This window comes from Micromonospora sp. BQ11 (genome assembly GCF_052068135.1).
Classification (GTDB): domain Bacteria; phylum Actinomycetota; class Actinomycetes; order Mycobacteriales; family Micromonosporaceae; genus Micromonospora.
In genome coordinates this window covers 271,349-291,051 of record NZ_JBQHDB010000004.1, presented here as the reverse complement: position 1 = coordinate 291,051, position 19,703 = coordinate 271,349, and the positions used below count along the sequence as shown (strand labels likewise).

General features: G+C 73.5%; 18 protein-coding genes, 5 tRNA genes and 1 pseudogene. 12 read left to right on the top strand and 12 right to left on the bottom strand.

The window, feature by feature from the left end; translation table 11 throughout:
* Positions 1-22 precede the first annotated feature (22 nt).
* The 4 genes from ACTMSW_RS11010 to ACTMSW_RS10995 form a co-directional block, all read right to left on the bottom strand.
* Positions 23-1,024: a YihY/virulence factor BrkB family protein gene (locus ACTMSW_RS11010; protein ID WP_441180437.1), complete on the bottom strand. Its 1,002-nt coding sequence runs from the start codon at positions 1,022-1,024 to the stop codon at positions 23-25.
* Positions 1,017-2,021, bottom strand: a complete 1,005-nt coding sequence (locus ACTMSW_RS11005; RefSeq protein ID WP_441180436.1) for a diacylglycerol/lipid kinase family protein — start codon at positions 2,019-2,021, stop codon at positions 1,017-1,019. The genes ACTMSW_RS11010 and ACTMSW_RS11005 overlap by 8 nt, the downstream gene beginning before the upstream one ends.
* Positions 2,022-2,289: 268 nt before the next feature.
* Positions 2,290-2,868: a Clp protease N-terminal domain-containing protein gene (locus ACTMSW_RS11000; protein WP_441180435.1), complete on the bottom strand. Its 579-nt coding sequence runs from the start codon at positions 2,866-2,868 to the stop codon at positions 2,290-2,292.
* A complete protein-coding gene (locus tag ACTMSW_RS10995) occupies positions 2,868-3,104 on the bottom strand; it encodes an HTH domain-containing protein (RefSeq protein ID WP_357033994.1) in 237 nt (78 codons plus the stop codon). Before ACTMSW_RS10995 ends, ACTMSW_RS11000 begins: the two co-directional genes overlap by 1 nt.
* Before the next feature lie 467 nt (positions 3,105-3,571).
* Here ACTMSW_RS10995 and ACTMSW_RS10990 point away from each other — a divergent pair, with 467 nt between their 5' ends.
* The 6 genes and pseudogenes from ACTMSW_RS10990 to ACTMSW_RS10965 form a co-directional block, all read left to right on the top strand.
* Complete coding sequence (locus ACTMSW_RS10990; RefSeq protein WP_441180434.1) at positions 3,572-4,135, top strand: TetR/AcrR family transcriptional regulator; 564 nt, start codon at positions 3,572-3,574, stop codon at positions 4,133-4,135.
* Positions 4,132-4,956, top strand: a complete 825-nt coding sequence (locus ACTMSW_RS10985; RefSeq protein ID WP_441180433.1) for an oxidoreductase — start codon at positions 4,132-4,134, stop codon at positions 4,954-4,956. Before ACTMSW_RS10990 ends, ACTMSW_RS10985 begins: the two co-directional genes overlap by 4 nt.
* Before the next feature lie 107 nt (positions 4,957-5,063).
* Positions 5,064-5,885, top strand: a complete 822-nt coding sequence (locus ACTMSW_RS10980) for a universal stress protein (RefSeq protein ID WP_441180432.1) — start codon at positions 5,064-5,066, stop codon at positions 5,883-5,885.
* 153 nt (positions 5,886-6,038) lie between these two features.
* Positions 6,039-8,441, top strand: coding sequence for a phosphoketolase family protein (locus ACTMSW_RS10975; RefSeq protein WP_441180431.1), 2,403 nt, complete (start codon positions 6,039-6,041; stop codon positions 8,439-8,441).
* Positions 8,393-9,301 (top strand): universal stress protein, encoded by a 909-nt coding sequence (locus ACTMSW_RS10970; RefSeq protein ID WP_441180430.1) that lies wholly within the window; start codon positions 8,393-8,395, stop codon positions 9,299-9,301. Before ACTMSW_RS10975 ends, ACTMSW_RS10970 begins: the two co-directional genes overlap by 49 nt.
* A 166-nt stretch (positions 9,302-9,467) precedes the next feature.
* Positions 9,468-10,110 (top strand): annotated as a pseudogene (locus ACTMSW_RS10965) (Acg family FMN-binding oxidoreductase); the annotation flags it as partial.
* Positions 10,111-10,121: 11 nt separating this feature from the next.
* Here ACTMSW_RS10965 and ACTMSW_RS10960 read toward each other — a convergent pair.
* Positions 10,122-11,123: an NAD-dependent epimerase/dehydratase family protein gene (locus ACTMSW_RS10960; RefSeq protein ID WP_441180429.1), complete on the bottom strand. Its 1,002-nt coding sequence runs from the start codon at positions 11,121-11,123 to the stop codon at positions 10,122-10,124.
* 217 nt (positions 11,124-11,340) lie between these two features.
* On the opposite strand from ACTMSW_RS10960, the gene ACTMSW_RS10955 reads away from it, so the two are divergent.
* Positions 11,341-12,846, top strand: a complete 1,506-nt coding sequence (locus ACTMSW_RS10955) for a hypothetical protein (protein ID WP_441180428.1) — start codon at positions 11,341-11,343, stop codon at positions 12,844-12,846.
* A 116-nt stretch (positions 12,847-12,962) separates the two neighbouring features.
* Here the strand turns inward: ACTMSW_RS10955 and ACTMSW_RS10950 are convergent.
* Together ACTMSW_RS10950 and ACTMSW_RS10945 are read right to left on the bottom strand one after the other, a co-directional pair.
* Positions 12,963-13,037 (bottom strand) — tRNA-Val (locus ACTMSW_RS10950).
* 48 nt (positions 13,038-13,085) lie between these two features.
* Positions 13,086-13,158: transfer RNA gene (locus ACTMSW_RS10945), tRNA-Gly, on the bottom strand.
* Between the two features lie 187 nt (positions 13,159-13,345).
* On the opposite strand from ACTMSW_RS10945, the gene ACTMSW_RS10940 reads away from it, so the two are divergent.
* On the top strand, positions 13,346-13,588 hold the full coding sequence (locus ACTMSW_RS10940; RefSeq protein ID WP_441180427.1) for a DUF6458 family protein: 243 nt from the start codon (positions 13,346-13,348) through the stop codon (positions 13,586-13,588).
* A 101-nt stretch (positions 13,589-13,689) separates the two neighbouring features.
* Here ACTMSW_RS10940 and ACTMSW_RS10935 read toward each other — a convergent pair.
* The 3 genes from ACTMSW_RS10935 to ACTMSW_RS10925 form a co-directional block, all read right to left on the bottom strand.
* Positions 13,690-13,761: transfer RNA gene (locus ACTMSW_RS10935), tRNA-Val, on the bottom strand.
* 12 nt (positions 13,762-13,773) lie between these two features.
* A tRNA-Cys gene (locus ACTMSW_RS10930) sits at positions 13,774-13,844 on the bottom strand.
* Between the two features lie 34 nt (positions 13,845-13,878).
* Positions 13,879-13,951 (bottom strand) — tRNA-Gly (locus tag ACTMSW_RS10925).
* Positions 13,952-14,227: 276 nt separating this feature from the next.
* Between ACTMSW_RS10925 and ACTMSW_RS10920 the strand changes: the two genes are divergently transcribed.
* Both ACTMSW_RS10920 and ACTMSW_RS10915 read left to right on the top strand, forming a co-directional pair.
* Positions 14,228-14,830 (top strand): TetR/AcrR family transcriptional regulator, encoded by a 603-nt coding sequence (locus ACTMSW_RS10920; protein WP_441180426.1) that lies wholly within the window; start codon positions 14,228-14,230, stop codon positions 14,828-14,830.
* 50 nt (positions 14,831-14,880) lie between these two features.
* Positions 14,881-15,456: a TIGR03086 family metal-binding protein gene (locus tag ACTMSW_RS10915; protein WP_441180425.1), complete on the top strand. Its 576-nt coding sequence runs from the start codon at positions 14,881-14,883 to the stop codon at positions 15,454-15,456.
* 51 nt (positions 15,457-15,507) lie between these two features.
* On the opposite strand, the gene ACTMSW_RS10910 is transcribed toward ACTMSW_RS10915, so the two are convergent.
* Together ACTMSW_RS10910 and ACTMSW_RS10905 are read right to left on the bottom strand one after the other, a co-directional pair.
* Entirely contained in the window at positions 15,508-16,698 is a 1,191-nt protein-coding gene (locus ACTMSW_RS10910; RefSeq protein ID WP_441180424.1) for an alkane 1-monooxygenase, read from the bottom strand.
* A gap of 88 nt (positions 16,699-16,786) precedes the next feature.
* Positions 16,787-17,638, bottom strand: a complete 852-nt coding sequence (locus tag ACTMSW_RS10905; RefSeq protein WP_441180423.1) for a hypothetical protein — start codon at positions 17,636-17,638, stop codon at positions 16,787-16,789.
* Positions 17,639-17,826: 188 nt separating this feature from the next.
* Here ACTMSW_RS10905 and ACTMSW_RS10900 point away from each other — a divergent pair, with 188 nt between their 5' ends.
* Together ACTMSW_RS10900 and ACTMSW_RS10895 are read left to right on the top strand one after the other, a co-directional pair.
* Entirely contained in the window at positions 17,827-18,495 is a 669-nt protein-coding gene (locus ACTMSW_RS10900; protein WP_441180422.1) for a class I SAM-dependent methyltransferase, read from the top strand.
* Between the two features lie 9 nt (positions 18,496-18,504).
* A complete protein-coding gene (locus ACTMSW_RS10895; protein WP_441180421.1) occupies positions 18,505-19,665 on the top strand; it encodes a cytochrome P450 in 1,161 nt (386 codons plus the stop codon).
* Positions 19,666-19,703: the final 38 nt, after the last annotated feature.

The following is a 19,703-nucleotide window of genomic DNA, read 5'->3' as shown; positions in this document are numbered from 1 at the left end:
CGGGAGGCGGTCCGGGGCGGCCCTAGAGGGAGGTCATCTCGCCGGTGTCGCGGAGTTCCACACGGTCGGCCTCGGGCTCCCACAGGTCCGGCTGCGCGGGCTCGTCCACACCGATCCGCAGCGCCTCCAACTGGGCGGCGAAGGCCAACCCGCCGAAGAGCGCCATGCCGGTGAGGTTGGCCCACAGCAGCAGGGCCATCATCCCGGTCAGCGCCCCGTACGTCTGGTTGAAGTCGTCGCTGAGCACCACGTACGCCGCGAGCAGGAGGCTGGCCACCCACCACAGCACGGTGGCGATGCCGGCGCCGAAGAACAGCCAGGACAGGCCCGGCTGGTTGCGCCGGGGCGCGTGCCGGAACAGCACCGCCACGGCGAGCACGGTCAGCCCGAGGCTCAACGGCCAGCGGACCACGTCCCAGATGCCGTCGGCCACCTCACCCCAGGCGTAGTGCCGCTGCACCGAGTCACCGATCGCCCCGCCGGCCACCAGGATCAGGAAGCCGGCCAGCGCCGGCAGGCCGGCGCCGAGGGCGAGGACCGCCGCGCGCAGGTACTTGCTCAGCGCCGGGCGGTCCCGCTCGACACCGTAGATCCGGTTGGCGCCCCGCTCGATCTGTGCCATCGTGGTGGTCAGCGCGACCAGGCCGGTCAGCAGACCGAGGCTCAGCGCCAGCTCACCCGCCTCCTCGGTGCGCTCCCCCTCGCCCAGCAGCTCCCCCACCACCTCGTCGCTGGCGCCCGGGGAGAGCGCCAGGACGGTGTCGGCGACGACCTCGCCGCCCTCCTCGACGCCCAGCTCGGAGATCAGACCGGTGAGCGCGATCAGGAACGGCACGACGGCCAGGCAGAGCTGCAGGGCGAACGCCCGGGAGTGGCTGAACCCGTCGCCGTAGCGGAACCGGATGAACGCGTCCCGCAGCAGGTGCCAGCCGCCCTGCCGGCGCAGTGTGTGCCAGGCGTCGTCGGCGGACAGCTCCTCGTCGGCCATCAACCGCGTCTCGGGCACGATCCGGGTGCTACTCACGGCGCGCCTCCTCGACCAGCTCCTCGCCTCGCTCGGCCGCCGCCTTCGCGTCGTCGGACAGGTCCGGCGCCGCCGCCGGCTGCGGTACGCACAGCCACAGCGCCCGCCGGCGGATCTCCACCTTGAGGACGCGGCCCGGCGCGATCAGGTCGCCGTCCAGCTCGCGCGGCTGCGCGCGGTTGCTGGTGATCTCCACGCGCCGGGCCCGGAACACCTCCATCCCGGGGACCCGGCCCTGCCGGCGTGCGACCGCCCAACCGAGGGCGAGCCAGTGCCGGAGGGTGCGCGGGGTGAGCACGGCGACGTCCAGGTAGCCGTCGTCCGGCTCGGCCTCGGTCAGCAGGGTCACCCCGCCCTGGAGGCGGCCGACGTTGGCGACCAGAACCGAGCGGGCCCGGCGCCGCATGGGCTGCTGGTCGTCGATGCGGATGGAGACCCTCATCGGCCGGTCCCGCAGGTGGCGGGCGGCCCCCACGACGTACGCGGGCCAGCCGATCCGCTTCTTGGTGGTCTCCGAGGTGGCGGCGAGCATCTGGGCATCGAAGCCCATGCCGGCCATCACGGCGAAGTGGTGTTCCTCGACCTGGCCGACGTCGAGCAGCCGCCGCCCGCGCTCGACGGCCACCTCCAGGCCGGCCGCGAGGTCGTTGGAGAGGCCGAGGTTGGCGGCGAGCAGGTTGCCGGTGCCCTGGGGCAGGATGGCGAGCGCCACGTCGGTGCCGACGAGTGCGCTGACGCACGCCATCACGGTGCCGTCGCCGCCGCAGGCGAAGACCACGTCCACGCCGGCCTGCACGGCCTCCTCGGCCTGGCCCCGGCCCGGGTCCTCGACGGTGGTCTCGAACCACAACGGCTCCGCCCAACCGGCGGCGGCGAGCACGTCGTCGACCGTGCGACGCAGCTCGTCGAGGTCGGCGACCTTGACCGGATTGACCACCACCGCGGACCGCAGCCCGCCATCGGCGGCCCCGGGCCGCTCGTCCTGTCCGACATCCACGGCGCAAGTGTGCAGCACGACCCGTGGTTCAGCGAGCCCACGTGCCGGCGGCGTCGACAGTCCCACAGACATGTTTCAGCGGGGCCGCCACCGGTTGGCGCACTCACGCCGGGTGGCCTGCCTTGCCGTCCCGGTCACCCGCGTCCGCCGGGTGCCGTCCCGTCCCGTCCCGGCGATCTTGCACTTCCTGCCGCCGCACAAGTGGCATGACGCCCATGAAGACGACCAAGAGTGCAAGATCGCGGAAGGTGGCGACGTGCGCAAGACGTCAGGCGGCCGTTCGGAGCGCCGTCTCGACTCGCCGGCGCAGGTCGTCGAGGTCGACGCCGGCCTCGTGCAGGACCAGCGCGGCCAGACCGTCGCCCTCCCGGAGCAGCCCCAGCAGGATGTGCTCGGTGCCGATGTGGGAGTGCCGCAACCGGAGCGCCTCGCGCAGGGACAGCTCCAGCACCTTCTTCGAGCGCGGGGAGAACGGGCCGCCCGCGTACCGTCGGAGACCCCAGCGGCGGCGCGGCGCGGGCACGGCCTCGCGGAGCGCGTCCGGGCCGAAGCTCTCCTCGATCCGCGCGACGATGGCGGCCAGGTCGATGCCGATCTCCCGCAGTGCGGCGGCGTCGGCGTCGGCGAGGCCGGTGCTCCCGCGCTCGGTGTGCCGCCGGATCCGGGTTCGGAGGTCGTCGGCGTCGATCCCCGCCTCACGCAGGATCCGCACGGCGAGGCTGTCGCCGTCGGCGAGGACGGCGAGCAGCAGGTGCTCGGTGCCGACCGGCCGCCGACCCTCGTTCCTCGCCTCGTCCCGAGCCTGCCGCACCACGTTGCGGGCCCGGTCGGTGAACCGTTCGAACATCACGCCTCCCAGGAGTTTCCGACCGCCGGCCGCCCGGCGTGCTTCTTGTGGACCGCCTGCCGGCTCACCTCGAGCGCGTCGGCGATCTCCTGCCAGGACCAGCCCTGTCGTCGGGCGTTGTCCACCTGGACCACCTCGAGCCGCTCGAGCAGCCGGCGTAGCGCGCGGACGGCACGCAGCCCGACCCGGGGATCGGTGCTGCCCGCCTCCGCCGCGAGTTCCGTTGCCTGACTCATGCCGTCAACTTACGTTGACAGGAGGGATCGTGTCAACCCTCGTTGACGGATCCGGGGACGCTCGGCATCGCCGGCGGCGGTCGGCTTCCCACGGCGCTCTCGGTGCGGGGCCGGACTGCTGTAGATCTTGGACAGTTTCCGTTGGCTGGGGACGGCAACTGTCCAAGATCTGCGGAAAGGCCGCCGGCCGGCGGTCTGGGCGGTCTTGGTCAGCGGCATGTCCTGCCAGCCGTCGGCCTGCTTGAGACCCTTCAGGAACGCCGCCTGCCGCTCGATCGTCCGCATTGACGCATCCGGGCGGGCCGCCCCCGGGGACAAAGGAGATCTTGGTAGGAAATGGCCCTCGGAGAGGCCGTTTGCTACCAAGATCTACGCGGATCTCGGGATGTGGGGAGCCAGACGGACCGTCGACAGCGGTGGCGGCGGACACACTTGACGGTCTGACAAACTGTGCAAGGATTGTCAGCATGTCGAACGAACGTCTGGAGGCCATCCTCGCCGCCGCGTACGAGTGCTTCACGCGGCACGGCGTACGGCGCACGACGATGGACGACATCGCGGCCACGGCCGGCATGTCCCGTCCCGCCGTCTACCAGTACGTCCGCAACAAGGACGACGCGTACCGGCGTCTCGCCGAGCGACTCTTCGCCAGCTCACTCGCCGAGGCGCGGGCCGCCGCCGCCGATCCGGCCGCCTCGACGGCCCAGCGACTCACGGCGGTGCTCGGGGCGAAGCTGGAGCTGACGCTGACCCTGCACCGGGACAGCCGGCACGCCGCCGAACTGCTCGACGCCAGCACCAAGCTGACCGGTGACCTCGTCGAGGCGTACACCCGGGAGCTGACCGACGTGGTGGCCGGCGCGCTCGCCGACCGCGCGGGCCCGCAGGCCCGCGCGGTGGCCGAGGTGCTGGTCGCGCTCACCCGCGGCCTGGAGGCCGACCTCACCGACCCCGACCTGCCCCGGCAGCGGCTGCGCGACGGTGTCGCGCTCGTCGTGGCCGGGCTGGAGAAGCCTGGAGCCCCCTCATGACCACCGTCCTCATCACCGGCACCTCCTCCGGCATCGGCCGGGCCACCGCCCGGCGGCTCGCCCGCCGCCCCGAACTGACCGTTTACGCGACCGCCCGCAAGGTCGAGGCGATCGCCGACCTCGCCGAGGCCGGCGCCCGGCTGCTCCCCCTCGACGTGACCGACGAGGCGTCGATGGCCGCCGCCGTGGCCGCCATCGAGGCCGAGCACGGCCAGGTCGACGTGCTGATCAACAACGCCGGTTACGGCGAGTACGGCCCGATCGAGGAGACCCCGATGGCCCGGGTCCGGGCCCAGTTCGAGACGAACGTGTTCGGGCTCAGCCGGCTCACCCAACTGGTGCTGCCCGGGATGCGCCGGGCCGGGAAGGGCCGCATCGTCAACGTCAGCTCGATGGGCGGCCGGATCGTCTTCCCCGGCGGCGGCTACTACCACGCCAGCAAGTACGCCGTGGAGGCGGTCTCCGACGCGCTGCGCCAGGAGGTGCGACCCTTCGGTATCGACGTGTCGATCATCGAGCCCGGCCTGATCCGCACCGGCTTCGGCGCGGTGGCCGCCGAGTCGCTCGGCGCGGGCGCGGACCCGTCCGGGCCGTACCGGAGCATGGTGGCCGCGGTCGACACGGCGATGACCACGTCGTACGGGAACAAGCTGCTCGCCGCCACCCCGGACACGGTGGCACGGGTGATCGAGCGCGCGGTGACCGCCCGCCGGCCGCGTACCCGGTACCTGGTCACGGCGGCGGCGTGGGCCATGGTGCACACCCGTCGCCTGTTCGGTGCGCGGGTGTTCGACGCGGTCAACCGGCTCCAGTTCCGCTGACCGGGACGGGGCGGGCCGGGTGAACCGGACGATCCCGCCCCGCCGCCGCGGCGCCGCGACTAGCCTCGGGTGAGAGCCGGGCGCGACGCCTGCGGAGGTGATGTCCGATGGCCGCACCCACCGACGCGGTGCTGGTCGGCGTCGGCTCGGAGCGCAATCTGCCGCTGGTCCGGCTGGCCGCCCAGGAGGCCGCCGCGCACGCGCGTCCGCTGCACCTCCTGCACGCGTTCAACTGGGCGGGCGCCCTGGAGGCCCCGTCGGTGGCCGGGCCCCGCGCCGAGGCCGAGGACCTGATCGCCCGGGCGGCAGCGGTAGCCAACGAGGTGGAGCCGGCACTCCCGGTCAGCGGGGAGATCGTCGAGGGCGGCCCGGTTCCCGCCCTGGTGCGCCGGTCCGAGGCGGCCTTCCTGGTCGCCGTCGGCGACAGCGGCATGACCACCTGTGCGACCTGCGTGTCGACCGATGCGCCGGCGGTACAGCTGGCCGCCCGCGCGGGCAGTCCGGTGCTGGTCGCCCGCAGCGACCCGCCGCCGCAGGGGCCGGTGCTGGTCGGCGTCGACGGCTCCGCCAGCTCACAGCGGGCTCTGGCCTGGGCGTACGACTGTGCCGCCCGGCGGGAGGCACGGCTGCTCGTCGTCCGGGTCGCCGAGGCCGACGACTCCGACGATCCCGGCCTGCTCGCCGGGATCGTCGCCCGCTGCGCGGAACGGCATCCGGAGGTGTCCGCCGAGTGCCACACCATCCGTGGCGATCCCGGCACCGTCCTGGTCGAGCAGTCCCGTTCGGCCCAGCTGTCGCTGGTCGCCGCCCGGGGTGACGATCCGTGGCGCGGCATGCTGGGCGCGGTCAGCCAGTCCCTGCTGTACCACGCGCCGTCGCCGGTGATCGTCGTACGCGGAATCGCCGCGGCTCCGGGGGACGGCGCGTGACGCCCGGACGGGCCCCGGCGGGCGTACCAGGCCGCACGGCCGGCCCACGCGGGACCAATGGCACTGATCCACGGCGGCTGATCCGACGAAGCTCGGAGGCGAATCCGCGCTCATCGGGATGCGCCACTTCCCTACCGCGAGAGGCTCGACAGCATGGACACCGCTCTCGACCTGCACAGCCCCCTGACCGGAGACGAGCTGCGCCGGCTGGACGCCTACTGGCGGGCGGCGAACTACCTGACCGTCGGGCAGATCTACCTGCTGGACAATCCCCTGCTCCGGGAGCCGCTCAGGCCGGAGCACGTCAAGCCCCGGCTGCTCGGCCACTGGGGCACCAGCCCCGGCCTGAACCTGCTCTACGCCCACCTCAACCGGGTCGTCGTCGCCCGCGACCTGTCCGCCATCTTCGTGACCGGCCCCGGCCACGGCGGTCCGGCCATCGTCGCGAACACCTGGCTGGAGGGCACCTGGAGCGAGCGCTACCACGGCGTCGGCCGGGACGAGGCCGGCATGGCCCAGCTGTTCCGGCAGTTCTCGTTCCCCGGCGGCATCCCCAGCCACGTCGCGGCGGAGGTGCCGGGTTCGATCCACGAGGGCGGCGAGCTGGGGTACGCCCTCAGCCACGCCTACGGCGCGGCCTTCGACAACCCGGACCTGCTGGTCGCCTGCGTCATCGGCGACGGTGAGGCGGAGACCGGTCCGCTGGCCGGCAGTTGGCTCTCCAACGTGTTCCTCAACCCGGCCCGCGACGGCGCGGTGCTGCCGATCCTGCACCTGAACGGCTACAAGATCGCCAACCCGACCGTGCTGGAGCGGATCCCTGCCGACGACCTGAGCGCAATGATGCGCGGCTTCGGCTACCAGCCGTACGTCGTGGAGGGCGACGACCCGGTCCGCGTACACCAGACGCTGGCCGCCACCATGGACCGGGTCCTCGACGAGATCGCCGAGATCCAGCGGCGGGCCCGCTCGGGCGGACCGGTCGAACGTCCCCGCTGGCCGATGATCATCCTCCGGACACCGAAGGGCTGGACCGGCCCCCGCGACGTCGACGGCAAGCAGGTCGAGGGAACCTACCGCGCGCACCAGGTGCCGCTGTCGGAGGTCCGCAAGAACTCGGAGCACCTCGCCGGCCTGGAGCGCTGGCTGCGCAGCTACCGGCCCGAGGAGCTGTTCGACGCCACCGGCGCCCCGGTCGCCGACCTGGCCGCCCTGCCACCCCGCGGGGACCGGCGGATGAGTGCCAACCCGGTAACCAACGGCGGGCTCGTGCTCCGGGACCTCACCCTGCCGGACTTCCGAAACTACGCCGTGGACGTGCCGCGTCCGGGCGCCACGATCGCCGGCGCGACCGGCGCCCTGGGCGCGTGGATCCGCGACGTGATCGCCGCCAACCCGGAGACGTTCCGGCTGTTCGGGCCGGACGAGGTCGCCTCCAACCGGCTCGGCGCGGCGTTCGAGGTCACCGACCGGGCGTGGATGGCCGCCACGGTGCCCGGGGACGACCACCTCTCCCCGGACGGCCGGGTGATGGAGGTCCTCTCCGAGCACCTGTGCCAGGGCTGGCTGGAGGGTTACCTGCTCACCGGGCGGCACGGCGTCTTCACCAGCTACGAGGCGTTCATCCACATCGTCGACTCGATGCTCAACCAGCACGCGAAGTGGCTGAAGGTGACCCGGGGCATCCCCTGGCGTCAGCCGGTCGCCTCGCTCAACTACCTGTTGTCGAGCCACGTGTGGCGGCAGGACCACAACGGGTTCTCCCACCAGGACCCCGGCTTCATCGACCACGTGGCCAACAAGAAGGCCGAGGTGGTCCGGGTCTACCTGCCGCCGGACGCGAACACTCTGCTGTCCACCATGGATCACTGCCTGCGCAGCCGGCACTACATCAACGTGGTGGTGGCCGGGAAGCAGCCGGCGCCGAACTGGCTGTCGATGGAGGACGCGATCCAGCACTGCCGGCGCGGCCTGGGGATCTGGGACTGGGCCAGCACGGACGCCGGCAGCGAACCGGACGTGGTGCTCGCGTGCGCCGGCGACGTGCCGACGCTGGAGACCCTCGCGGCGGCGGATCTGCTGCACCGGCACCTGCCGGAGCTGAAGGTCCGGGTGGTCAACGTGGTGGACCTGATGCGGCTCCAGCCGTCGTCGGAACACCCGCACGGGCTGACCGACTCCGAGTTCGACACCATCTTCACGCAGAACAAGCAGATCATCTTCGCGTACCACGGCTACCCGTGGCTCATCCACCGGCTCACCTACCGGCGGACCAATCACGACAACCTGCACGTACGCGGATACAAGGAGGAGGGCACCACCACCACGCCGTTCGACATGGTGATGCTCAACGACCTGGACCGCTTCCACCTGGTCATCGACGTGATCGACCGGGTGCCGGGACTGGCCGCCCGCGCCGCGCACCTGCGGCAGGAGATGGTCGACGCGCGCCAGGCGTGCCGCGACCACACCCGCCGGTACGGCGAGGACGACCCGCGGGTGGCGGAGTGGCGCTGGATCCGGGAGGCCGACCCCGACGTGCGGGGCGAGCAGTGAGCGGCGAGGAGATCCTGGTCGGCTACGACGGGTCGCCGGACGCCGAGCGGGCGCTGGACTGGGCGCTCGACGAGGCGGGCCGCGGCGGACGGCCGGTCCGGCTGGCGTACGTCTTCGAGTGGCTGACGGTGGCCGGCTGGATCGGCCCCGGGGTGGCACCCGGCGTCTGGCCGGACGAGGAGGCCCGGCGGCAGGTCGAGGAGTTGGTGAGCAGGGCCGCCCGGGACGCGGGGGCCGCGCACCCGGATCTGACCGTCACCGGCGTGGTGCTCGACGGGCCACCGGCGCTGGTGCTCCAGGAGGCGTCGGTCGACGCTGGTCTGCTGGTGCTCGGCACGCGGGGGCACGGTGGGTTCGGCGAACTGCTCGCGGGGTCGACCGCCGTCACGGTGACCGCCCACGCGCACTGCCCGGTGGTGGTGGTCCGCGCCGGGGCCACCGAGCGGCGGGCCGGGCCCGTGGTGGTCGGCGTGGACGGGTCGGAGTGCTCCCTGCTCGCGTTGGGTTTCGCGTACGAGCAGGCCGCGGCGCGAGGGGTGCCGCTGCGCGTGGTCCGTGCCTGGCAGCCGCCGTCCGGTGGGTGGACGCCGCCCGCCGCGCAGAGCGACGGTGACGCGGCCCGGGCCGAGCTGGACGAGCCGCTGGCGCGCTGGCGCGAGACGTTCCCCGGCGTGGAACTCAGCGTCGAGGTGGCGGTGGGGAGTGCGTCGTCGCTGCTGGTCGAGGCGAGCCGTGACGCCGGCCTGGTGGTGGTCGGCACGCGCGGCCGGGGCGGACTGCGCGGCATGCTGCTCGGCTCGGTCAGCCAGCAGCTCCTGCACCACGCCCACTGCCCCGTGGCGGTGGTCCGGGAGCGCTGAGGCCGGCGTGTCGCGGGTCGGGCCACCGGGGCGAAATGCCCTGCCGGTACGGGACCTGTGTCCCGTGCGGCCCCGCCGGGAATGTCGCAGGACGGAGCGGCAGCCCCGCCCGGGTCACCCGGCGTGAACACGGAAAGGTCGTGACGAGGAGCCACGAGCCCCCGGCGCCCTGTACGCGGCGATCCCCCGCCGGTTCAGCAACCGCGCGCCGTTCTGGCCGGACCCGGTGCCCGCCGACGCCCGGTGGCGGCTGGGCGAGGCGGCCCGCGCCGAGCAGTGCTGGTTGGAGCTGCTTATCGGGACGAGCGCGGTGAACGCGTTCGCGGAGATCGCCCGGAGCGCCCACCGGGTGCTGGAGCGGGACGTCGCGTACCGGACCGAGCGGGAGGAGTGGATCCGCAGGCACCCCGCCCCCGACGGTGTCCCGGCAGCCGCGGGCGGCCCGCGCAGCGAGCCACAGGACCTGCTGCCGTCGCGGGGCTTCGGCGGGCGGGACCGCGCGCCGGGACGGGACTTCGAGCCGGAGCCGCTGGTGGCGGTGCTCGGCTCGCCCGGCAACACGGCTCGACCAGGTGGTCGCCGGCCAGGCGTTGCAGCGCGTGCTGCTCACCGCCACCGACGCCGGGCTGGCCGTGTCGATGCTCTCCCAGCCGATCGAGGTGCCCGGGGCGCGGGAGCAGCTGCGGCTGTCGCTGGGCCGGTTCGGCACTCCGCAGATGGTGATGCGGATCGGGTACGGCCAGCCCGGCTGGCCGAGCCCGCGCCGCCCGGTCGAGGACGTGCTCGACCTGCCGGTCCGGCCGGGCTGATCCCGGGCAGGTCAGGCCGGCGCGGCGCCCGTCGCGGCGAGCAGGGCCGCCTCGCGGGCCGGGTCGAGACCCACCGGCACCCGCTGCGGACGGCCCGCCCGGGGTGGCACCGTCCCAACCTCGCGCAGCCACGCCCAGGTGTCGGCGACCGTCTCGGCCACCGGCCGGCACGCGAGGCCGGCGGCGTACGCGCGGGTGACGTCACACTCCTGCAACCAGCGGTACTCGTGACCCTCCGGGATCCAGATCGGCAGGTCGTTCCAGGGCTCCACACCGGCGGCCAGGATGGCGTCCGGGTCGGTCCAGCGCAGCCGCGCGTCCGACCCGGTGACCGTCACACAGGCGTCGAGCAGATCGCCCATGGTGGTGTGACCGGTCCGACCGACCACGTTCACCGGACCGGACGCGCCCGATTCGAGCAGGAAGGCGGCCAGGTCCCGCACGTCGACGTACTGCACGGGCAGGTCCACCGGCCCGGGAGCCAGCATGTCGCCGCCCCGGGCGGCCCGGGTCAGCCACCAGGGCAGCCGACCGATGTCCTCGCCCGGGCCGAGGATCAACCCGGCCCGGGCGAGCAGCGCGCGGTCCCCGAAGACCGCGTGGACGGCACGCTCGGCACCGGACTTGTTGCGGGCGTAGTCCGCCTCGTCGGCGTCCGGCGCGGCGTCGATCGTCGGGGCGTCCTCATCGGACCCCGGGGTCACCGGCTCGGCGTACACCGAGCCGCTGGAGACGTAGACGTACCTCCCGACCCGGTCGGCCAGCGCGGCGGCGGCGGCACCCGCCACCCGGGGAGCGCCGTCCCAGGTGTCGACCACCACGTCCCACTCGCCGTCGGCCAGCGCGGCCAGGCCGTCGGGCGCGGTCCGGTCACCCCGCAACCGGTGTACGCCCGCCGGCGCCGTCCCGTGCAACCCGCGGTTGAACACCGTCACCGACCAACCGCGACGCACTGCCTCGGCCGCCGTCGCACCGCCCACGAACCCCGTACCGCCCAGCACCAGAAGCCTCATGCGCTCCACTGTGCCCGGTCCGAGGCCGGACCCCGCCCGATGTTCACGGTGAGCGGATCTGCTGACAGCTAATTCTGCCCGGTCGCCCCCGCCGGCCGGCGCGAGCGGGACGGGGCAGAGATCGGGGCGGTCGGCGGAAATAATGGCCGTCGACACCGTTTCGGGGCGGTTCGTTCGCGGACGCTCCCCACCCGACGGACACGAGCGAGGATCCGACATGACCGAGGGGCACCCCTCCGTTCCACCACCGCCCACCCCGCCGTACGGCCCGCCGGTGCCACCACCGCCCGGCGGGTACCCGTACGGTCCGCCGGTCCACCCGGCAGCCGGCCCGTACGCGTCACCGCCGTCGACGCCGAAGCGGTCGCGACGGGGGCTCTGGATCGGGCTCGGCGCCGCCGGACTGGTCCTCGTCCTGCTCGTCGTCGGGTCGGTGTTCGCCCTGTCGGCGTACCTGGACAGGCACGGCGGCACGGACGCGGCCGGCCCGCACGACCTGGTCGCGTACGCGGACATCGAGGGTCTGCTGGCCGAGCACACGCGGGCGCTGCGCGACCGGGACGAGAAGGCGTTCGTGGCCCCGTTCGACCCGGCGGACCGGAAGCTGGTCGCGCAGCAGACCGACCTCTACCGCAACCTGACGAAGCTGCCGCTGCGCGAGAGCCGTTTCAAGGAGTTCATCTCGCGCGACTTCACCGACTCGGGTTCCGGGGTGACCTTCACGACGATCGTGTCGTTCGTGCACCAGTTCGAGGGGTTCGACCCGAAGCCGGTCGAGGAGCTGTACGCCTGGACGGTGGTCCGCTCCGCGCGGGACGCCCCGCTGCGGGTCACCGGTGTGGCCGGCGGCCTGCCCGGTCGCCAGGGTCGCGACATGACCACCTACCACCCGGCGCCGTGGGACATGTGGCGGGAGATCCACGTCGAGCGGACCCCGCACACGCTGGTCATCTCCGACGCGTCGCTGCGGTCCGAGGCACGGCGGCTGGCGCCGGTCGCGGAGCGCGCCGCGGCGGCGAACCTGGCTGCGTGGCGGGCCGGCGAGGTGCCCGCCGAGGTCCCGCAGGGCTTCGTCATCGCCCTGGTGAAGGGCAAGAAGGAGCTGGGTTCGCTCTACCGCACCACGAAGGAGACGCCGGTGGAGTCCGGGCTGGCGATCCCGGTGCCGCCGGTCGGGGCCATCGACGGGGAGACGGTGGACGCCCTGGACGTCGCCACCACCCGCGTGGTGATCGACGTGGCCGACGAGTACCACTTCACCAAGGGCGGCGCGGACCGGCAGGCCAACCTGTTCCGGCACGAGCTGGCGCACGGGATCACGAACGTGCTCAGCGAGCTCAAGCCGGGTGTCGCGGGGCTGGACGGCCACGCCGAGTGGGTGGTCGAGGGGTTCGCCGAGTGGCTGGGCCACGAACGGCGACCGTGGACCACCAGCGAGCGCACCGCCGAGTCCCGGCCGGTCTTCCGCCAGCGTGGCGAGCTGGAGCAGCTCCCGTCCAACGCCCAGTGGGCGCAGAACGGGAAGGGCAGCTACCACTACTGGCTGGCGCACTCGGCGATCGGCTACCTGGCCGAGCGGTACGGCGACGCGAAGGTGGTCCGCTTCGTCGCCGCCCACTACCAGGGCAGCGGTGTCAGCGCCGCGATGCGCGACGAGCTGGGGGTGTCGTTCGACGAATTCGAGAAGGCCTGGGCGGCGTACGTGGCGAAGACGATGCGCTGACCCCGTACGGTCGCGGTGGCCGGCACCCCCGGCCGCCGCGACCGGCCCGGCGGACCGGGACCGGGAACGGCGGAAGGCCCGGCACCGGAACCGGTGACGGGCCTTCGTGGTCTTCCTGGTGGGCGATACTGGGTTTGAACCAGTGACCTCTTCCGTGTCAAGGAAGCGCGCTCCCACTGCGCCAATCGCCCGTGGGCACCCGCCCTGCCCGGTCGACCGGGCCCTCGGGGCGGATCGCGAGCGGACGACGGGATTCGAACCCGCGACCCTCACCTTGGCAAGGTGATGCGCTACCAGCTGCGCTACGTCCGCGTGTCGACGACGTGCGTCGACGACAGGGAGAACTGTACCCGACGGCAAGATCGCGTGACGCGGCGGCCCCACGCCCGGCGCGGCGCGGGGTCCCGCCGGCCGGCGGGGCGGAAGGGTTGCGCAGGTGAGCGGTGGGGTACTGATGCTCCTCGACAGCACACCACACCCTTTCGAGAAGGAGGCTGTCGTGGGTATCGGCACCAGCATCTTCCTGATCGCGCTCGGCGCGATCCTCACCTTCGCCCTGGACGCCAGCGTCGGCGGCATCAACCTCGACGTGGTCGGCTGGATCCTCATGGCCGCCGGCGTGCTCGGCCTGATCATGACCTCGCTGATCTGGGGTCGTCGCCGCCGTGAGGTCGTCACCACGGCCGAGCCGGTGGAGTACCGGCGGGTCGAGGAGCGTCGGGACGTCGCCCCGCCGCTCTGACGGGAAGCGGTCGGACGGCCGACGGAGCTGGACGGTCGTCGACCCGACAAGCGGACAGACGAAAGGCCCGTCACCATCCGGTGACGGGCCTTTCGTACCTGTGGGCGATACTGGGTTTGAACCAGTGACCTCTTCCGTGTCAAGGAAGCGCGCTCCCACTGCGCCAATCGCCCTCGTCGTTACCGAGGTGGGGACGGGATTTGAACCCGCGTACACGGCTTTGCAGGCCGTTGCCTCGCCTCTCGGCCACCCCACCGAGGTTGCCCCCGTCATGCGTGGCGGCAGCTCCGAGCGGACGACGGGATTCGAACCCGCGACCCTCACCTTGGCAAGGTGATGCGCTACCAGCTGCGCTACGTCCGCGTGTCCCCGAGCGTTCCCCGGTGACGGATGAGAACTTTAGCCGAGCCGTGGGCCGGTTGCCAACTTGGGGGCGCACCGGCGCGTCCCGGTGGCACCGGACACTCCGGCGGAGAGGCGGCGCGACGGGCGTGGGCAGGGTCGGAACGCGAGACCCGATCGACGCATTTCATCATCTCCGGAGGGTCGCGACAAGTGTCCGGGTTCCGACTGTCGAGACCTCTGATCCACCGCGTTGGTGACGCGCCGTGTTCGGGACGATGGGCTACGGTGACGGTCGTGACGAGACGTGCGGCTGAGATCCGCCTGGATGCCCTGCTGCGCACAGCCTGTGACGTGATCGTCGAGCGCGGTCTGGCCAACACCCGGACGGCCGACGTGGCACAGGCCGCCGGGGTGAGTCAGGCTCTGGTCTTCTACCACTTCGCCACCAAGGACCGGCTGCTCGCCGAGGCGTTCGCGTACGCCGTCGAGCAGGATCTCGCCCGGCTGGACGCGGTCGTACGGTCCAACGCGCCGCCGCTGACCAAGTTGCGCCGGCTCGTGAAGCTCTACACCCCGACGGGCCGGCCCACCTCCTGGTCGCTGTGGATCGACGGCTGGGCGGAGTCGCTGCGGACCCCGGAGTTGGAGAAGGTGTCCCGGCGGTTGGACCTGCGGTGGCGGCAGGACCTGGCCGGGGTGATCGCCGCCGGGGTCGCCGAAGGCACGTTCGAGTGCGCGGACCCGGACGGCGCCGCCTGGCGGATCAGCGCGGTGATGGACGGGCTGGCGGTGCAGCTCGCGGTGCACGACCGGGTGATCTCGCGGCGCCAGTTCTCCGAGTGGGTGCGCCTGGTCACCACCCGGGAGCTGGGGCTCGATCCGGCGCAGTTGGACTGAGCACCGGGAACCGCCACGAAGGCGGTGGACCAGCCGGAACAATCGGCGACATGGACCTGCTGGAGACGTACCGCCGCAGCCTGGCTGAGTTCACCGAGCGGGTGGCGCAGATCGGCCCCGGGCAGTGGTCGGACCCGACCCCGTGCTCCGACTGGGACGTCCGGACGGTGGTCAACCACGTGGTCGCCGAGGACCGCTGGAGCGTGGCGCTGCTCGCCGGCCGGACCATCGAGGAGGTCGGCGACCGGTACGACGGCGATCAGCTCGGCGAGAACCCGGCCGGGGCGGCACGCGAGGCGGCGGGGCAGGCGGAGACGGCCTTCACGCGGCCGGGAGCCCTGGACGCCACCGTCGCGCTCTCCTCGGGCCCCACCTCCGCCGACGAGTACCTGCACCAGCTCATCGCCGAGCATCTCGTGCACGGGTGGGACCTGGCGGTCGCGACGGGAACGGACCCCCGGCTGGACGCGGGTGCCGTCGCCGAGTGCGCGCGGTGGTTCGGCGGGCGGGTCGCGGACTACCGGCGGAGCGACCTGGTGGCGCCGGGTGTGGACGTGCCGCAGGACGCCGACGAGCAGGACCGCCTCCTCGCCGCCTTCGGCCGCGACCCGGACTGGGCGCCCTGACCGGGTACCGGCAGGGAGGACGCGAGGGGGCACGTCCTCCCCACCGGTGAGTCAGCCCGCGTACGGCTCGGGGGCGGTCGTGGTGCGGCGGCCCTGGCGCTCCCGCAGCCGGCGCAGGGCCGGCGGGTGGACGTTGGCGCGGTCCAGGTCGCCGCCGTAGTGGGCGAGCACCCGGTGGTCCATCACCCGGCGCCACACCGGCGGGAACAGCGCGGTGACCAGCATGGTCGCGTAGCCGGCGGGCAGTTGCGGCGAGAAGTCGAAGCTGCGCAGGGCCTGGTAGCGGCGCAGCGGGTTGGCGTGGTGGTCGCTGTGCCGCTGGAGCTGGAAGAGGAACACGTTGGTGACGGTGCGGTCGCTGTTCCAGCTGTGCCGGGGATCGACCTTCTCGTAGCGGCCGGCGGCGGTGCGCTGCCGGGCCAGCCCGTAGTGCTCAAGGTAGTTGACCGCCTCCAGCAGGGAGAACCCGACCACGGCCTGGAGGACCAGGAACGGCAGCACGACCGGGCCGAACGCGACGACCAACAGCCCGAACAGCGCCAGCGTCATCGCCCAGGCGTTGAGCACGTCGTTGCGCCACGTCCAGGGGTTGCGGCCCCGGAGGCGGAAGCGGCTGGTCTCCAGCCGCCAGGCCGAGCGCAGGCTCCCCCAGACGGTACGCGGCCAGAACGCCCAGAAGCTTTCGCCGAGGCGGGAACTGGCCGGGTCCTCGGGGGTGGCGACGCGGGTGTGGTGGCCCCGGTTGTGCTCGACGTAGAAGTGCCCGTACCCGGTGGGGGCGAGGGCCACCTTGGAGAGCCAGCGCTCCATCGACTCGCGCTTGTGGCCCAGCTCATGGGCGGTGTTGATGGCGATGCCGTTGACCACCCCGATGGTGGCGACCAGACCGGCCGCGCCCAGTGGGGTCAGGTCGCCGGCGGCCCAGACGGCGCAGCAGACCACCAGGGCGGCGTACTGGGCCGGCAGGTAGAGGTAGGTCAGCCAGCGGTAGTAGCCGTCGGCCTGCAACCGGGGCACCGCCTCGTCCGGCGGGTTGCGCCGGTCGTCGCCGATCAGCAGGTCGACCACGGGGATGAGCCCGAAGACGAACGCCGGGGTGAGCCACCAGGCCCAGGCACCGCCGCCGGCCCGCCAGGCGGCCCAGCCCAGGAAGGGCAGCGCCGGGACGAGCAGGGCCAGCGGCCAGAGCGGCCTGCGGGTGTCCCGCCAGGTGGTGGGGGTGACGGTCGCGTCGACGGCCATGGCCGACCTCCGATCTCTCGCGGTCTCCCCTCCGACTGTGGCAGCCGTCACTCGATTTTACAAGAGGCATTATTTTGTAAAGCGTCGATCAGCGGCGGGCGGGTCGCCATCCCGCACGGGCCGTCGGCCGTTCCCACCGCCGGTCCGCACCGGTGTCGTCGCCGCCGGACCCGGCCGCCCCGGCCGTCCTGGTGAGATGCCGCAGGCGCAGCAGCAGGCCGAACCCCATCGAGAGCAGCAGCCCACCGAGCAGGAACGCGGCCTGCACGACGCCGAACCCGCCGGAGGCGGCCACCGGCGTGCCCGCTCCCGCCACCGGTGGCTCCCCGGCCGCCGGCGGCGCCTCCTCGACCGCCTCGTCCGTCGGCGCGACCTCGGTCTCCTCGGCCGCAGGCTCCGTCGGCTCGGCGGTCGTGGGCTCCGGCGCCGCCGAGGTCGGCGTGGCCGCACCCTGCCCGACCACCGAGCGGGTCGCGGTCTGGCGCGCCAGGAGGCGCAGGTTCGCGTCGTACGCCTCGGCCGCGAGGGTGACCCGGCCCCGGGTGACGTCCTCGGCGAAGGACACCTGGTAGCGCGCGGTGACCGTGCGGTCCGGGCAGAGCGTGCCCGGATCCAACTGCCGGTCGGTCAGCCGGGCCACGTCGCCCTCGGTGCGGATGTCCAGCGGGAACGAGCCCGTCTCCTCGACCCGGTCCATCCTGACCTGGTCGAGCCGCAGACCGTTCACCCGCACCACCATCGACCACCGCACCTTGACGCATCCGCCCCGGTCCCGGCGGACCACCGCCGACACCGTCTCCGCCCGCTCACCGGCCCGGAACTCGTCCGGCAGGCCACTCAGCTCGGTGGTGTTGGCCGCCAGTGCGGGCGTGGGCGCCGCCAGGCCCACCCCGGTCAGACAGGCCAGCACCACCCCGGTCCGCAACACGTACCGCCACACCGTCCGCACTGTTCCGCCCTCCCGTCGGTCGCCTCCACTGAGCAACGCTAGGAGTGGATCAGGCCACCCGGTAGACGGGTGTGTTCGCACCGGTCGCCACATCCGAGGGTCGGTTTCACCGAGCGTGGTGAACCGGTCACCACTCCCCCGCGACACGCCCGGTGACCGACGCGGGGGAGAATCGGCCGGTGTCCGAACTCTCCACCGCGTTCGTCCGCCTGCACGCCCGTCTCGCCCCGGTGCCCTTCGTCCCGGAGGTGCGGCTGCACCAGGCCGACGACGCCGTCGGGCTCTGGGAGCTGACCGAGGGCGAGTTCCGCAGCAGCCAGCCGCCGCCGTTCTGGGCCTTCGCCTGGGCCGGCGGGCAGGCCCTCGCGCGGTACGTCACGGACCACCCGGAGCTGGTCGCCGACCGCCGGGTGCTGGACCTGGCCGCCGGGTCCGGTCTGGTGGCGATCGCCGCCGCGCGGGCCGGCGCCGCCGCCGTCCGCGCCGTCGAGGTCGACCCCCTGGCGGTCGCGGCCGTCGCGGTCAACGCCGACGCCAACGGCGTACGCGTCGACGCCGACCTCGCCGACATCCTCGACGGCGACGCGGGCGGCGCCGAGGTGGTGCTCGCCGGTGACGTCTTCTACAGCCAGGCGATGGCCAACCGGATGCTCCGTTTCCTGCTCCGGGCGGCCCGGGCCGGCGCCACGGTGCTGGTCGGCGACCCCGGCCGGGCCTTCCTGCCCCGCGACCGCTTCGACGAGCGGGCCGCCTACGAGGTGCCGGTGCCGGAGACGCTGGAGAGCGTACGGGTGAAGCGCACCACGGTGTGGCAACTGCGGGCCGGGCTGCCGGGAGCTGCCGGCTAGCGTGACGGCGTGCTGTTCCGGACCTGGGCGGAGCCGGCGGGGGCGCCCTGGCCGGACGTGGCCCGCGTCGCCGACCACGTCGGCGTCGACCACCTCGTGGTGACCCGGCACGCGCTGGTCCGGCAGGTGCTCACCGACCCGGTCACGTACCGCCCGGACAACGCCCTCGACGCGGTCACCCCGATGCCGGTGGCAGCCCTGCGCGTGCTCGCCGGGCACCGGTTCCGGCTGCCGCCGACCCTGGCCAACAACGGCGGGCCCAGCCACCCGGGCATCCGCGCCGCCGTGGCCGAGGCCCTGCACCCGACGCGCGTCGCCGCGCAGCGGCCCTGGCTGACCGCGCTGGTGCGCGAACGGGTCAGCCGGATCGACGCCACACTCGACGCCGGCGCGGCGGTCGACCTGCACGCCGATCTGGCGGCCGATTTGCCGCTGCTGGTGCTGGCCCGGCTGGTCGAGCTGCCGGACGCGCCGGTGGCGGCGGTCAAGGAGTTCGCGCGGGCCGCCCTGGAGCTGTTCTGGGCCCCGCTGGACGCCGACCGCCAGCTCGCCCTGGCCACCGAGGTCGGGCGTTTCCACCGGGTGTTGCGGGAGTTCGCCGCGACCGGCGGCGGTCTCGCCGCGTCGCTGCGGTCCGCCGGGCACCCGCCCGACGTGGTGGTCGGCGCCCTGTTCTTCCTGCTGGTCGCCGGCCAGGAGACCACCTCACAGTTCCTCACGCTGCTGCTGCACCGGCTCGCCGGGGAACCGGCGGTCCGCGCCGGGCTGCGGGACGGCTCGGTCGCCGCCGCCGACGTCGTGGAGGAGGGGCTGCGGCTGGAACCGCCGATCGTCACCTGGCGGCGAGTGGCGGCGGTGGACACGGTGCTGGGTGCGACGGCCGTCCCGGCGGGCACCAGCGTCGTGCTCTGGCTGGCCCGCGCCGGGCGGGACCCCTCCGTCGTGGACCTGCCCGACGAGTTCCGCCCCGGCCAGCGCGGCTCCCGCCGGCACCTGGCCTTCGGCGCCGGCGCCCACCGCTGCGTCGGCGACCAGCTCGCCCGGATGGAGGCGGCGGTCGTGGTCACGGAGGTCGCGCCGCTGCTGGACGGCGTGGCCGTGGTACGGCCGCCGTGGTGCCCGGACAACCTCACCTTCCGGATGCCCGACGCCTTCGTCGTCCGCCGCTGACCGCCCGCCCACCGGGGGGCGCCACCTGACCGAAGTCA

Coding starts and splice junctions, on each gene's coding strand:
- ACTMSW_RS11000 (WP_441180435.1), bottom strand. CDS start 2,868: ATGTTCGAACGGTTCACCGACCGGGCCCGCAACGTGGTGCGGCAGGCT.
- ACTMSW_RS10995 (WP_357033994.1), bottom strand. CDS start 3,104: ATGAGTCAGGCAACGGAACTCGCGGCGGAGGCGGGCAGCACCGATCCC.
- ACTMSW_RS10990 (WP_441180434.1), top strand. CDS start 3,572: ATGTCGAACGAACGTCTGGAGGCCATCCTCGCCGCCGCGTACGAGTGC.
- ACTMSW_RS10985 (WP_441180433.1), top strand. CDS start 4,132: ATGACCACCGTCCTCATCACCGGCACCTCCTCCGGCATCGGCCGGGCC.
- ACTMSW_RS10980 (WP_441180432.1), top strand. CDS start 5,064: ATGGCCGCACCCACCGACGCGGTGCTGGTCGGCGTCGGCTCGGAGCGC.
- ACTMSW_RS10975 (WP_441180431.1), top strand. CDS start 6,039: ATGGACACCGCTCTCGACCTGCACAGCCCCCTGACCGGAGACGAGCTG.
- ACTMSW_RS10960 (WP_441180429.1), bottom strand. CDS start 11,123: ATGAGGCTTCTGGTGCTGGGCGGTACGGGGTTCGTGGGCGGTGCGACG.
- ACTMSW_RS10955 (WP_441180428.1), top strand. CDS start 11,341: ATGACCGAGGGGCACCCCTCCGTTCCACCACCGCCCACCCCGCCGTAC.
- ACTMSW_RS10915 (WP_441180425.1), top strand. CDS start 14,881: ATGGACCTGCTGGAGACGTACCGCCGCAGCCTGGCTGAGTTCACCGAG.
- ACTMSW_RS10910 (WP_441180424.1), bottom strand. CDS start 16,698: ATGGCCGTCGACGCGACCGTCACCCCCACCACCTGGCGGGACACCCGC.